This is a genomic window from Bacillus sp. DE0042 (assembly GCF_007680225.1).
Lineage (GTDB): Bacteria > Bacillota > Bacilli > Bacillales > Bacillaceae_G > Bacillus_A > Bacillus_A wiedmannii.
The window spans coordinates 101356-115867 of the sequence record NZ_VEJP01000010.1; the positions used below are offsets into that span (position 1 = coordinate 101356).

Consider the following 14512-nt stretch of genomic DNA (forward strand, 5'->3'; position numbering starts at 1 on the left):
GGGGACAAAACATTTGTCCTTTATATAGGAACGGGGATAACCATATCATGGATTGGTAACAGGTGCATGATGAAGCCAAGGATATGGTTATTCGTATTATACGGATTCTTCTTATTATATAGGTTACTAACAAGGTCCGTACTATTCATACAATACCTATTAAGATGAGAAAATGGAAAAGGAGAGGGGAAACATGAATTATATAGAAAATAACGGATTGTATTATCGTCATAATCATGGCGGTCACCATCATAATGGCGGACATAACCACCACGGAGGGCACAATCACCATGATCATCACCATCATCATGGAGGTGGATGGGGCTGGGGTGGCGGCTCATGGGGCGGTGGATTTTTCCCAGGAAGTTTTGCTGGAGGCGTGTTAGGTGGACTTACAGCTGGCGCATTAACGGGTGCAGCAAGTGGAGGCTACTATCCAGCACCGTACCCAGTAACTTATCCAGCGCCATACCCAGCACCATATCCAACTCCATATCCGGGGTATCAGCAAATATCATATCCGTATTAAACTAAAAAAGAGGCTTTCCTCTTTTTTTAGTTTAATAAAGTATTTATAAAATATTTCCAAAATAAAGGTGAAAATATGTTAATATTTTATTATTGTAATTCAAAAACGTATATACTAATTTTAACTTTTATATTATTATCCGTGAATAGTTGTATAGTACGCTCGAAATTCTATTTCGCTAGTAAAGTAAAGAGGTTAGATATGAGCGGGATTAATAGGGAATAGGTGTTGTATAGAGCAAGCTATAAAGGAATGTAAGAGAATGAATAATGTATAATAAAGTAAGCTAATTATAGCGATAAGAAACTACTATTTATAATTGAAACGGTATTATATTGCTTTTTATTACAAATAATATTATGTTATTTTAATCGGCATATTTCAAAATGTGATGAATGCAAATAGCTATTATTAAGAAATGAAATATCTCTATTTCTATGAAGAGAAACAAGTTGTGTTTTAGTCAGATAGGAAGCAAGGAGAGATGCGCATGCTAGAACAAAGAGGTCATGCATTATATGACTCTTCATTGCGAGATTTAAAGTTAGCATTAGATGAGTCTTCAATTGTTGCGATTACAGACCGAAATGGTCTTATTACATATGTAAATGATAAGTTTTGTGAAATCTCCAAATATACACGAGAAGAGCTAATAGGGAAAGATCATCGTATTTTAAATTCAGGATATCACCCGAAAACATTTTTTCAAATTCTATGGAAGCGTATTTTGAACGGAAAAGTATGGAGAGGTGAGATTCGAAATCAAGCAAAAGATGGGACGTATTATTGGGTTAAAACAACAATTGTTCCATTTTTAAATGAAAAAGGAGAGCCGTATCAATTTATCGCGATCCGAAATGATATTAGTAGTAGGAAAGAAGCAGAACAGAGGTTGCGATTAAGTGAAAGTCGTTATAGGGAGCTTGCGTATCATGATGCTTTAACGAGTTTACCGAACCGATTGCAGCTAATAACAACTGTAAACGAGATGATTGCAGGAAAAAAAGAATTTGGTATGATTTACTTTGATTTGGATCGTTTTAAATTAGTAAACGATACGCTAGGTCATATGATAGGGGATTTACTTTTAAGCGAAGTTGCTTCACGGTTGCATTATGTGCTAGGAGAGAAAGACGTTCTGGCTAGGCTGGGTGGCGACGAATTTGTGCTGTTAACAAAAAATCATAAACAAGATGAAATGAGGCAGTTAGCAACATCTGTGCTGTCGTGTTTTCAGGCACCATTTATACTTGAAGGTCATGAAGTATACATTTCAGCTAGTCTAGGACTGTGCGCATATCCGCAAGACGGACAAGATGTAGAAACTCTATTGAAAAATTCGGATTTAGCCATGTATAGTGCGAAAGAACAAGGCAGAAATGCCGCGTGTTTCTTTACAGATGAGTTACGTGCGAAAATAAATCGTAGAATGAAAATTGAATTCGCTTTGCAAAAGGCAATCCGTGATGAAGAATTAGATGTGGTACTGCAGCCTATTATTGATTTGAAAACGAAGAAATATACCGGTATTGAGGCTTTAGCACGTTGTTCGACAGAAGAAGGGCCTATTTCGCCAGGCGAATTTATTCCAGTAGCTGAAGAATCTGGACTTATTATAAAATTAGGAGACTGGGTATTAGAAAAGTCATGTCGCTTGTTTAAAACATTGCCAGATTACGAAGAAGGACTAAGGTTATCTGTTAATTTATCCATACAACAATTAATGCAAAAGCGTTTTATTTTATCTGTACGTAGCATTTTAAGGAGAACTGGCTTTCCACCGAATCGTTTAATTTTGGAAGTAACGGAAAGTATCGCTGTTCGCCATTTTGATTATATTATTGCTACATTACAAGAATTAAGAAATATGGGTATTTTAATTGCTTTAGATGACTTTGGAACGGGTTATTCTTCCTTATACTATTTAAAGCAACTGCCACTGGATATAGTGAAAATTGATCGTAACTTTATTCGTGAATTTCATTATGATCACGCACAGCCAGAGCGAACGATTGTAAAATCTGTTATTGAAATTGCCCATAGCTTAAATTTAGCAGTAGTTGCTGAAGGGGTAGAAACAGTAGAGCAAGAAAGTTTATTACAATCTATGGGCTGTGATTACGTACAAGGATTTTATTATGCGACACCTTTATCTGTAGGAGAGTTAAAAGAAAAGTTAATTACAGATTTTTAATAAAAAAGAGAAGCGAGTAGCTTCTCTTTTTTTAATTCATTTTTTTCGAGTCTTTCATTAATACTGGATAAAGAATAAGACCTAATACAAACAATCCGATTCCTAAGAAGAACGTTTTTAAATCAGCAGTTCCTGTTTTGATAACCCAAATAGAGTAGACAAATGCTAGTGTAGTAATGATTCCATCCTTTATTCGAGAGCCAGGCATTATATCATACGTTTCTCCTGTAATAACCAATTTGAATTGGTACAGCGTGGAAACAAGGTATGGGATTAAATAAGCTAATGTTGCTACAACGATAGCGAAATTATAGGCTTCTGACACAGTGCCAGAAATCGTTGAGAATAAGAAAATTTGCGTCATCACATTTGTAATAAATAATGATTTTGAAGGACTACCTTTTTTATTTGTTTTCGCGAAAAACTTAGGGAAAAGTCCATTCTTGGCTGCCTGGTAAGGTACTTCTGAACTAACAACGATCCAGCCAACTGTAGATCCAAATAAAGATACAAGTGCAAGTAAAGCCATGATATAGGCACCTTTATTGCCAATTGCTAAATTTAATGCGTCTACTAATGGTTTTTGAGACTCTTTTAAAGCATCTTGCGAAAGAGCTCCCATTGTAAGTAAAGTAATTGACATGTAAATAAGAAGAGCGATAATCAACCCGAAAATAGTAGCTTTTTTTACATCGCGCTGAGATTTTGCACGGTTAGAAAGCATTACAGCAGATTCAATACCGATAAATGCCCAAAGTGTTGCGATAGCAGCTGAATTGATTTGTCCACCTAACGAAATTGATTGTCCTGCTTCATTCATAAATGTTTGACCGTCTCCGAAATTAGAGGCATTGAAAATGAATAATGTGATTACAATAAACATTGTAAATCCGATAATTTTTGCAATGGTAGCAAGAAGATTCATATTCCCAGCCTGGTCAATATTTTGAGAAAGAATATATTGAATTCCCCATAGCATAAGGCTACATACGAGGAAAGTTAGTCCTTTTCCGAGTTCTAGTGAAAATCCGTTCGTAGAAAAGAGAATTTGCTTACTTTGTAACACTGGAAAGAATGTTGATAAATATCCAGCAAAGGAAATAATAACAGATGCTGTTGCAGCCCAGTTCGCAGCCCAATATCCCCATGCCATACTATATCCTGCAACTTTACCCGCTTTTTTTGAAGGGAACATTGCTTGGGCGTAACTTTGTGGTCCAGCCTTTAATTCTGGCTTGCGAATTGCTAAATTTCCAAATACGAGTGCAATCATAAATACGCCAAGGCCTGTAATACTCCATGCGAGTGTAGAACCCATTGGACCTGATACATGTGCTAAATTTGCTGGGAGCATAAATACGCCACCGCCAACCATATTTCCGATCACAAAAGCTGTTAAAATCCATAATCCCCATTTTTTCGTTTCCATTTTTGTTAACTCCTTTGTAGTAAGTTTTACTTAAACATCATTTTTTACTAGCTTTTTGGCAATAAAAAAAGAGCCATGTAGATAAAAAATACCTACATGGCTCTTCGCCTAACGTAGGTACAACGGGAATAACCCTTGTACCTACGCGTAATTTTTCCGCTAGGTTTCAAGGGTTACGTATGATGATGATGTTTTTGTGCAAATGTAACTACAATTGTTGTATAAGTAAGCATAGTTCTTTGCTCCCTTTCTCCTCTGATTTTGAAGTTAGTATACTACATGTTTTTTTGAATGAAAAGAAAAATATAAAAATTTTTATAAAAATACGTTTTAGAGATTAAATATTTACCTGTATTTTTCCTATACTGGAAAATAAGTGAGAGATTGGCAGAAGAGTGTAGCATGGTATAATACATATAGAATTAGAAGGTGACAAGGGGCTATTGTAGATGATGAGTAAGTATGAACAAATTTATACAGAAATCAGTAAGTCTATTGATAATAAACAATTAAAAGAGGGGTGCAAAATCCCATCAGAAACAGAATTAATGAAGCAATATGAAGCAAGTCGAGGTACAGTCAGAAAAGCAGTAGATTTATTGCAAGAGCGTGGATATGTTCAAAAAATACATGGAAAAGGTGTTTTTGTTTTAAAGCGAAAAAACATTGAATTCAACTTTGGTGGTATTGTAAGTTTCCAAGAAGAAAATGAACGTTTAGGACGCCATTGTATTACAAAAGTCGTGGAAATAGAGAAAGTAAAAGCGACAAAAGAGGTTGCAAAGCTATTAAATGTGAAAGAGAAAACAGAAATAGATCATATTAAGCGCGTACGAAATATTGATGGAGAAAAAGTAATTTTGGATATCAATCATTTTGTATCGGAATATATTCCTGGATTAACGAGTGAAATTGCAGCGGAGTCCATTTATAAATACATTGAGAAAGAACTAGGGCTTCATATTAGTTACTCACAAAGGGTAATTGAAGTGCAGCCATGTACAGAGGACGATAGAAAGTATTTAGATTTAAATGGAACAGACTATGTTGTTGTTGTGAAAAACTTTACGCATTTCTATGATGGAAGTCAGTTCGAATATACAGAATCACGCCACCGCTTAGATATTTTTCATTTTTCGGATGTGGCGCGGAGAAAATAAGGAGATGGAACGAAATAACGTTTCATCTCTTTTTTTATAAAAAAATCACAAACTCATATATACGAGTGTTGACTAACTTATATATACGAGTTAATATGTAATTGTAAACGGTATCAAATAAAGAAAAGAGGGACGGGAATATGGGGAAAGACTATCGTAAAACAGCAGAGGAAGTGTTGCAGTATATTGGTGGGAAAGACAATATTGAACAAGCTGCGCACTGTGTAACGAGGCTCCGTATCGCTTTAAAAGATGAAAGTAAAATAGATAATGATAAATTACAGTCTGTTTCATTAGTGAAAGGAGCGTTTCATAACGCTGGGATATTTCAAATTGTAATTGGCCCAGGGGACGTAGATCGTGTATACGCTGAATTGATAACGCTTGCAGGTATGAAGGAAGCGACAGTAGCTGACGTGAAAGACTCTGGAAACCAAAAGTTAAATCCAGCTCAAAAGTTTGTAAAAGTATTTTCAGATGTATTTATGCCGATATTACCAGCGATCGTAACAGCTGGTTTACTAATGGGGATTAATAATCTATTGGGGGCAAAGGACTTATTTTTTGAAGGTAAAAATTTATTAGATGTGTATCCAAACTTAGGCGGGCTTTGGGATTTAATTAATATGATGGCGAATACAGCATTCGTATTCTTACCAGCACTTGTCGGTTGGTCAGCGACGAAGCGTTTTGGTGGTAGTCCGATATTAGGGATCGTTATGGGATTAATGCTTGTGCATCCAGCCTTATTAAACGCGTGGGATTATGGCAAAGCAGCGACTGGTTTAGATGGACAAAAGATTGAGTACTTCGATATTTTAGGATTATTTCAAATTGAAAAGGTAGGGTATCAAGGTCAAATCTTACCGGTTTTAGTAGCAGCATTTGTATTAAGTAAAGTGGAAATTTTCTTAAAGAAACATGTACCAAATGCAATTCAATTATTAGTTGTACCAATTACAACGATTGTCGTAACAGGTGTGTTAGCATTAGGGATTATTGGTCCGGTTACACGTCATATTGGAGATTTATTAACAGTTGGATTAGTAGGTATATATGAAACAGTACCAGTAGTTGGAGCGGTATTGTTTGGAACATTATATGCACCGCTCGTAATTACAGGTATGCATCATATGTTTATTGCAATTGACTTACAATTAATTGCACAGCACGGTGGTACATTCATTTGGCCAATGATTGCTCTTTCTAACATTGCGCAAGGTAGTGCAGCACTTGCGATGTTCTGGATTTCTAAAAACCAAAATGATAAAAGTATGGCATCGACATCAGCAATTTCAGCATATTTCGGTATTACAGAGCCAGCTATGTTTGGTGTAAACTTACGAAATAAATTCCCGTTCTATGCAGCGATTATAGGATCGGCTGTGGCAGCGATATTCATTACGTTAAATGGTGTATTAGCACCTGCTATCGGAATTGGTGGATTACCAGCATTTATTTCTATCATTCCGAGATCGATTCCAATATTTATTGTAGGAATGATTATCGCAGTTGTAATCCCATTTACGTTAACATGGTTATTTGCAAAACGAGTAAAACAGAAGTAGGAGGAAGTTAAACATGAAGGATTGGCATAAAAGTGTAGTTTATCAAATTTATCCGAAGAGCTTTAATAGCTATTACAATAAAGAAACCGGTGATATAAAAGGGGTTACAGAGAAACTAGATTATTTAAAAGAACTCGGAGTAGATTATATTTGGTTAACACCGATATACCAATCACCACAAAATGATAATGGATACGATGTAAGTGATTACTACAGTATTGATCCATCTTACGGAACGATGGAAGAGTTTGAAGAGCTTTTAGAAGAAGCAAAGGCACGTAATATTGAAATTATGCTTGATATCGTTGTAAATCATAGTTCGACGGAGCATAAGTGGTTTAAAGAAGCGAAGGAAGATAAAAATAGTCCATATCGTAATTACTATATTTGGCGTGATGAAAAAAATAATTGGCAATCTAAGTTTGGTGGGTCTGCTTGGAAATATGATGAGAAGACAGAGCAATATTTTTTACATCTATTTGATGAGACACAAGCTGATTTAAATTGGGAAAATAAAAAACTTCGTGAAGAAGTATATGATATGATGCGTTTTTGGCTTGATAAAGGGGTAACTGGATTCCGATTAGATGTTATTAATTTAATTTCAAAAGATCAGCAGTTCTTAAATGATGACGGAAGTATGGCGACAAGCGATGGCCGTAAATATTATACAGATGGCCCGCGCGTTCATGAATATTTACAAGAGATGAACCGAAATGTTTTTGAAGGGAAAGATGTAATTACAGTTGGAGAAATGTCATCTACGACAATTGATAATTGTATCAAATATTCAAACCCTGAGCGTAATGAATTAAGTATGACGTTTAGTTTCCATCATTTAAAAGTAGATTATCCGAATGGAGATAAGTGGACGCAAGCTAATTTTGATTTCATTAAATTAAAAGAGATTATTTCTAATTGGCAAATTGAAATGCAAAAGGGCGGAGGATGGAATGCGTTGTTCTGGTGTAATCATGACCAACCTCGTATTGTGTCACGCTTCGGTGATGATAGAAAGTACCGAAATGAATCTGCGAAAATGCTAGCGACAGCTATGCATATGTTGCAGGGCACACCTTACATTTATCAAGGCGAAGAAATCGGTATGACGAATCCTAAATTCGAGTCCATCGAGCAATATCGCGATGTGGAATCGTTAAATATATATGATATAAAGCTGGAAGAAGGATTATCAAAAGAAGATATTATCAGGATTTTAAAACAAAAATCTCGTGATAATTCCCGTACTCCGATGCAGTGGAATGAAGAGATGAACAGTGGTTTTACAACAAGTACACCTTGGATTTCAGTGGCTGAAAACTTTACAGAAATAAACGTAGAAAAAGCATTAGAAGATAAAGAGTCCGTATTTTATCATTATAAAAAGTTAATAGAACTTAGAAAAACGTATGATGTAATTACAGAAGGGAAATATGCTATTTTAGATGAAAATCATCTTAAGGTTTGGGCATATACACGTACTGTAAATGACGAGGTATTACTCGTTATCAATAACTTCTATGGAGAAGAAATAACGTACTCTGTACCAGCTCATGTTCAATTAGATGGAATGAAGCAAGAAGTACTACTGTCGAATTATAAAGATTCCAGCAAGGATATTACAAAACTTAACTTAAGACCATATGAATCAATTGTATATCGATATACGAAATAAAAAGGTTGTATGCCCGCGTGGCATACAACCTTTTATTTTAAGACACCACTATACAAAATGTTTACTTCTACTTCAGGTTTGAATTTTACTTTTGCATAATCTTTATTCCAATTTTTTTTCTTCCATAACTCAGGGTGATATGCGATAAGGTGTCTGCCGATACCGAAAGCATCACAATTTGCTTTTTGTAACCTGTTCGTTATTTGTTTTGCTTCTTTTGTAAGTTGTTTAGATAATTTTTCATTTAATTTTTTTCTTTCTTCCATTTTGTAAATATTATCTCTTGGAGCCTCAAGGGCTATAACTTTTAGTTGAAGCTTAATGTGAGCATATACATTTCCTTTTCTATCTGTTGTTATTTTTAAGTCTCGCTTTAACTTTCGATTACTAACTTCCATTGTTAAATAATCAGATGTCTTCTCTGATTCATCGCTAGTAAGTTTTTGGGTTATACGGGCACTTGTTCCCATTTTTCCGGTTAATAATACGAATAAAACAGATTGTTTCAAAGGTAAATGCCCAGTTAATTTATCATTGTTAAATAAAGCTAACCCGTTTGTAATTACTTCTTTTCCTTTTATTTTTATAGAAGGGAGGGTAAAGTCTTTACCGGGATCTAACATTTTTGTAGCAGCTGTTTCTAAAGTTTCTTTTGGAAATACACTCATATCTTCTAAGCTTTTCACTTTTTTCTTTAGAAAATCTCCAATTAGTAAATTTCCTACCTTCTTTTTTTCTAGTATCTCGGATGTTTCACCATCTACTGCAATAAGTTTTACTAAAGCAGTTGGGTTTGTTGGGTCCCGAAAGCTGACATCTAAATAGGGGAGTATACCTTTTTTTAGAATTTTGGTTCCTAGTAATTGAACACCATATTTAAAATAGCGAATATTCCCAGTCACATTTTTTTTTAGGGCATCGCTTGTATCCCTTATGTTATGCCCGTTTGCTGAATGTATTTCATTCTCGAATGAAGATTGCTCTCCGCTTGAACTTTTTACGAGTTCAAGCGTTTGCTGAAGTTTATTTTCTTCCGTAATATCATATCCAATGCTATAAGCTAATCTCGCTTCTCTTAATGGTTCTTGATCCCAACAGCCAGAAAGGAATGCACTAGTACATAATATAAAAAGTAATTTAACTCTTTTTTGGAACATACTGTTCTCCTTTCTTATTCCTTATTACTGAATAAAGTAGAAATAAAAGAGGGAGGACAACTATGAAAATATACGTGAACTTATCAGTAAAAGTTGCAATTACTTTTAATTCTTCAGGTGTATCTATAAATAGGGCTACACTAAAAGCAATAATACCAACGATTGGAACAGCCTTTTTATGATTAGCCAGATTGAAGATATGTCCAATTCCTATAGAAGCAGCACAGTAATAACTAGCAATAGAAGCTACAACAGTTATCATCCATATTGGGATGAATAGTAAATCGGTTCGGTCTATAATCCCAATATGTAGAGAACGCAATAAGTAAGCAACTGGCTCTGGAATAAGTTCAACTTGTTTTGGACTAAATACGATAAAGCAAATCCAAACAGTAAAAGTATAAAAAAGAGTTACAAATCCATTAGCGATAGAAATTGCTTTCAGTTTTGCCACAGAACTCCCGTTTACTTTTGGGAAAGCGATAAGAATAATCTCAAAACCATACATAGCTGTAATGGTTTCTTTTGATGCTTGAATAATATTCCACCATCCGGCTTCTGTAATTGGAAAAATGTAAGAAAAATCAGCTCGTGTAAGCCCTAGGGCAATTAAAAGAGCCATTGGTAAAATGAGAATAGAAGCCATGACGTAAAACCGTACGATGACTTTGAACGTATTATAAGCTATGTAACAACAAGCTATTGTAAATAGCATGAGGGTGGCATACCAAGGAGTTGCTTGTAATATCCAAACTTTAATGACATTACAAGCATTTAACATAACCGTCATACCGATAAGGGTAAAATAAAAAACATAAGCAAAACCTAATAGTTTTCCAAACTTATTCCCAAATAGCATACAAACACTTTCATACATATCTGCATCAGGAAATCGTTTTAAGAAAAGCCACATAAGTAAAATAATAAGTTGAATTGCAAGACCAGCGATGAGAGCAGAAATCCATCCGCCACCTTTCGCTATTGGGTGAAGACGGTTTGGTAGAGAAAGTATACCAACTCCGATTTGGCATTGAATAACGAAAAAGGTAAATTGAACAAGTGAAATTTTACTTTGCGTGTTTGTCACCGTTCTCATCCTCTCTCGTTACATGTTGTCGTTGCATTTTTTTCGGTTTTGAATCATGTGGTCGTTCCCAAAACGACCAAATTGGTAGTCGTACAAAAGAGTCTTTCATATCTTTTATCCGCATCGGAGCAACAGGAGAAAGATATGGGGTATGAAATGAATGTAACTGGCATAAATGAACGAAAGTTATAATAAGACCGAATGATATTCCTACATAGCCGAATATGGCAGCAAGGAGCATTAACGGAAAACGAAGAATCCGAACTGCGGAACTCATATCATTTGATGGAACAAGAAAAGATGAGATTGCAGTTAAAGCTACAACGATAATCATTGTATAAGAAACGAGACCGGCTTTTACAATTGCATCACCAATTACTAAACCACCTACAATACCGATTGTTTGTCCAACTCGGCTTGGCAAGCGAATACCAGCTTCCCGTAATAATTCAAAGATTAATTCCATTAAGAGAGCTTCAAAAATAGGAGGAAGTGGCACTTTTTCTAATGAAGCTTTAATCGTATAAACAAGTTCGAGCGGCAACACATCAGGATGAAAAGCAACTGTTGCGATATATATAGCGGGCAAGAGAAAGGCAATCAAGAAACTGACTAAGCGAATCATTCGGATGAAAGAACCGACAATCCAGCGGTTATTATAATCATCTGGTGATTGATAGAAAGCAAATAACGTAACAGGAACGATAAGTGCAGTTGGATCTCCATCAGATAAAATAGCAACTCGTCCTTCCATTAAATTTGCTGCGACTCTATCTGGACGCTCTGTATTTAATTGTTGCGGAAAGGGTGAGAAAGACGTATCCTCTATAAATTCTTGTATATATCCTGGAGGCATAAGTGCATCTGTCTTAATCGTTTCTAACCTTCTTTTTACTTCTGTAACTAGATCGTCATTAGCTATGTTTTGCATATAAGCAATTGCCACTTTCGTATGCATTTCTTCACCGAGTGTGAAATATTTAACGACGACATGTGGACTTTTTATGAGTTTACGAATAGAAGCTAAATTGGTTGCTAAATCTTCTACTAAACCAGTATGCGGTCCACGGACAATCCCTTCATTATCAGGTTCTGTTATATCTCTCTTTAAAGATAGAGCTGTTTCGAAAATACAAAAACTGTCGACGTGTTCATGAAAATATAAAGATTTACCTTGTAATAAAAGCTGCACACCATAATTTAAATTTGTTTCTTTTTTCATATTTAATGTGGAAAAAGCTTTATCTAAAGACAGATCCGATCGAGTTAATAATGGTTCAAGAGCTAATTGATGAATTAAATTTGGGTCTGCTAAAGATTCGATATATATAATTGTTCCTTTTCCATTTTGAAAAGGGATATCTAATTTTTTTATATCGTCCGAATGGGAAAGTTTGTTTTCAATGTAATTAATGTTCTCCGGAAGTGATGGAAACATATGCTTTTGATTTTTACTCTCTTGTTGTTCTTTAGGCTCTGTCATAATGTCCACCTCTTTTAGAATAAAGTCACTTCAGTTAATTTTTGTTGTTTGTGAGAAATTTATGCTTGGATTATTCGGGGGGGAGATTGAAAATTCTGTTTTTTATCTTCTATACTTAAAGAAAATGAAAATTAGGAGAATGGGAAGGAAGCGTATATTAGATTGGCGATATTAATATATATCTTTTGTACTATAGGAGGGTAAACCTAGCGGCACATATAATTACATCATTCGATGAATAGGAAATTTAAGAAAAGCGATTTATAATAATAGTATTGTGTCTTGCCTTTTTAGGTGCAGTACACAGCCGGTGATTGGCTAGTGGAGGTTCTTCCATTTTGCCAGTGCCGGTTTTTTATTGGATAATAGAGAAAATGAAGTTTTATAAAGAAAGAAGGGGTTGTTTTGAAGGATGTAAATTCTATTTTTATAAGAGAAAAGATTGCTAGTTCTTATCTTTATTTTATTTCTTTTCTTGGTTTGATTACTATAACTATATCTTTACTTGAAATTAAAATCCCTTCTCATTCAACAATACTAATATTGTTATTAATATTTATGGGGATTGCAGAGTATTTTCCTGTACGATTTTGGAGAGGAACGAGCTCGCTTACCTTTCCCATAATTTACGCTATGAGTTGGCAGTTTGGAATCCATATAACTATTATTGCTATTGTACTCGTAACGTTAATTATTCACCTGCATCGTCGTTCACCAATACAAAGAATGTTATTTAATAGTACTCAGCATGCGCTTAGCTTGATCTTGGCCGAATGGTTTTCAAATAAATGTATGCACTTATTAATTAACAATATAGATATGTCAGTTCTGTATGAAAATTTAATATCTTTGTTATTATTTTGCGTGTTTTTTTGTTTTTTCAACAACCGCTTTTACGATTTGTTAATGATACTCCTTCCACAGCCATATTCAATCTATCAGTGGTATAAAAAAACTGTAACGGTATTCCTTTGCGAAACTTTTGGTTTCTCTTATGCGGCCTTGATGCATGTATTAATTAGTACATATAGTGTGGAAGTAAATGAGATTACAGTACTTTTTTTCTTTTTTCCACTTGTAGCAATTTCAGTTATTAGCTCTTTTTCTGTACGGATAAGGATGGAGAAGGAACGATTATATGAGCTGTTTCTTATTACGACAGAAATTAGTCGTGGACTAACCGGAGGGAACCTGAAACATATTAAACAAGCACTTAAAGGTTTTTTTGGCATACAAGCATATGGAATATGGACAAAAGATGATGGAAACTGGAATCTTCTATTAAAAGATGGGAAAGTCCGTTTTGATATTTCTGATCATTCCGAAAAGTTTGAGGGAATCTCTAAAAATCTTGTGTTTAATGATTGGAAAACTGGTACGGCTCCTGGAGATGAAATATTTGATAGTGTCATACGCTCCCTTGTATATTTTCCTCTTATTGTAAATGATGAACTAGTCGGAATGTTTGTTGCAGGGAAAAGTAGAACTGCGGGTTTTTTCCCGGAAGATGTACAGTCTTTAGCTACGTTTTCTAATCAATTAGCTAACGTAGTTAAAACAAGGATATTGATTTCTGAACAGGAAAAAAGAATGATTTTAGAAGAAAGAAATAGAATCGCACGCGAAATTCACGATGGTATTGCGCAAACATTGGCAGGGGTGATATATCAACTAGAATCCGCGCAGAAAAAATATCGTGATAAACCAATAGATATGCAACAAATAGTAGAGAAAAGTATAAAAGATTTAAGAGGAAGCTTAGGAGAAGTTCGCTATTCTATTTATGCTTTAAAACCATATCCGACACAACAATTAGGGCTAAAGCAGGCGATAGCAAGTAAAATAAAGTCTTTAAAACAAGAATATGAACTAGATATTACATATCATGAAAGAGGTCATGCACGTGCGCTTAGCTTTTCAAAAGAAAGAGCTATTTTTGATACATTACAAGAGAGTTTGCAAAACATTGTAAAACATGCACAAGCAGACAAGACTGATGTTTTACTTAGCTATCAAAGTGAGCACGTGCTTTTAAGGGTTAAGGATAATGGGGTTGGTTTTTCACTATTTGAGTCTATGGTTAAAACGAAGAATGAGCCACATTATGGTATATTACATATGAATGAACAAGCTGAACAATTAGGGGCTACTTTACAGATTGATAGTTCTGTAGGGAAAGGGACAGAAATTACACTATTAATTCCAGATTCACAAACAAGGGGTGCGTAAA

10 protein-coding genes are annotated in these 14512 nt (G+C 34.9%); 6 read left to right on the forward strand and 4 right to left on the reverse strand.

Translation table 11 applies throughout. The annotated features are described in order from the left end of the window. Positions 1 to 193: 193 nt before the first annotated feature. Together FS802_RS27235 and FS802_RS27240 are read left to right on the forward strand one after the other, a co-directional pair. Positions 194 to 529 (forward strand): hypothetical protein, encoded by a 336-nt coding sequence (locus tag FS802_RS27235; RefSeq protein WP_001106373.1) that lies wholly within the window; start codon positions 194 to 196, stop codon positions 527 to 529. A 490-nt stretch (positions 530 to 1019) separates the two neighbouring features. Then, the gene (locus FS802_RS27240) at positions 1020 to 2723 is read left to right on the forward strand and encodes a putative bifunctional diguanylate cyclase/phosphodiesterase (RefSeq protein WP_000893358.1); all 1704 of its coding nucleotides are present in this window, start codon (positions 1020 to 1022) and stop codon (positions 2721 to 2723) included. Positions 2724 to 2754: 31 nt separating this feature from the next. Here FS802_RS27240 and FS802_RS27245 read toward each other — a convergent pair whose 3' ends face one another. Next, positions 2755 to 4152 (reverse strand): amino acid permease, encoded by a 1398-nt coding sequence (locus tag FS802_RS27245; RefSeq protein ID WP_000448428.1) that lies wholly within the window; start codon positions 4150 to 4152, stop codon positions 2755 to 2757. A 449-nt stretch (positions 4153 to 4601) separates the two neighbouring features. Between FS802_RS27245 and treR the strand changes: the two genes are divergently transcribed. The 3 genes from treR to treC all read left to right on the forward strand — a co-directional run bounded on the left by treR (position 4602) and on the right by treC (position 8555). After that, entirely contained in the window at positions 4602 to 5312 is a 711-nt protein-coding gene (treR, locus tag FS802_RS27250) for a trehalose operon repressor (protein WP_000987247.1), read from the forward strand. A 140-nt stretch (positions 5313 to 5452) separates the two neighbouring features. Next, positions 5453 to 6880 carry a PTS system trehalose-specific EIIBC component gene (gene treP, locus FS802_RS27255; protein ID WP_144525614.1) on the forward strand — a complete coding sequence of 476 codons (1428 nt, stop codon included), beginning with the start codon at positions 5453 to 5455 and terminating at the stop codon, positions 6878 to 6880. A 13-nt stretch (positions 6881 to 6893) separates the two neighbouring features. Then, complete coding sequence (gene treC, locus FS802_RS27260; protein WP_098654564.1) at positions 6894 to 8555, forward strand: alpha,alpha-phosphotrehalase; 1662 nt, start codon at positions 6894 to 6896, stop codon at positions 8553 to 8555. 32 nt (positions 8556 to 8587) lie between these two features. Here the strand turns inward: treC and gerKC are convergent, their stop codons facing one another. The 3 genes from gerKC to gerKA are packed head-to-tail and all read right to left on the reverse strand — an operon-like array spanning position 8588 to position 12282. Continuing rightward, a complete protein-coding gene (gene gerKC, locus FS802_RS27265) occupies positions 8588 to 9712 on the reverse strand; it encodes a spore germination protein GerKC (protein ID WP_000486842.1) in 1125 nt (374 codons plus the stop codon). Then, positions 9693 to 10799, reverse strand: coding sequence for a GerAB/ArcD/ProY family transporter (locus FS802_RS27270; protein ID WP_000185782.1), 1107 nt, complete (start codon positions 10797 to 10799; stop codon positions 9693 to 9695). Before FS802_RS27270 ends, gerKC begins: the two co-directional genes overlap by 20 nt. Beyond that, on the reverse strand, positions 10780 to 12282 hold the full coding sequence (gerKA, locus tag FS802_RS27275; RefSeq protein WP_098654566.1) for a spore germination protein GerKA: 1503 nt from the start codon (positions 12280 to 12282) through the stop codon (positions 10780 to 10782). The genes FS802_RS27270 and gerKA overlap by 20 nt, the downstream gene beginning before the upstream one ends. A 405-nt stretch (positions 12283 to 12687) precedes the next feature. Between gerKA and FS802_RS27280 the strand changes: the two genes are divergently transcribed. Beyond that, the gene (locus tag FS802_RS27280; protein ID WP_098707734.1) at positions 12688 to 14511 is read left to right on the forward strand and encodes a GAF domain-containing sensor histidine kinase; all 1824 of its coding nucleotides are present in this window, start codon (positions 12688 to 12690) and stop codon (positions 14509 to 14511) included. Position 14512: the final 1 nt, after the last annotated feature.

What these genes read in the sequence shown, in the direction of transcription:
- FS802_RS27235 (WP_001106373.1), top strand. Translation starts at nt 194, where the DNA reads ATGAATTATATAGAAAATAACGGATTGTATTATCGTCATAATCATGGC.
- FS802_RS27240 (WP_000893358.1), top strand. Translation starts at nt 1,020, where the DNA reads ATGCTAGAACAAAGAGGTCATGCATTATATGACTCTTCATTGCGAGAT.
- FS802_RS27245 (WP_000448428.1), bottom strand. Translation starts at nt 4,152, where the DNA reads ATGGAAACGAAAAAATGGGGATTATGGATTTTAACAGCTTTTGTGATC.
- treR (WP_000987247.1), top strand. Translation starts at nt 4,602, where the DNA reads ATGATGAGTAAGTATGAACAAATTTATACAGAAATCAGTAAGTCTATT.
- treP (WP_144525614.1), top strand. Translation starts at nt 5,453, where the DNA reads ATGGGGAAAGACTATCGTAAAACAGCAGAGGAAGTGTTGCAGTATATT.
- treC (WP_098654564.1), top strand. Translation starts at nt 6,894, where the DNA reads ATGAAGGATTGGCATAAAAGTGTAGTTTATCAAATTTATCCGAAGAGC.
- gerKC (WP_000486842.1), bottom strand. Translation starts at nt 9,712, where the DNA reads ATGTTCCAAAAAAGAGTTAAATTACTTTTTATATTATGTACTAGTGCA.
- gerKA (WP_098654566.1), bottom strand. Translation starts at nt 12,282, where the DNA reads ATGACAGAGCCTAAAGAACAACAAGAGAGTAAAAATCAAAAGCATATG.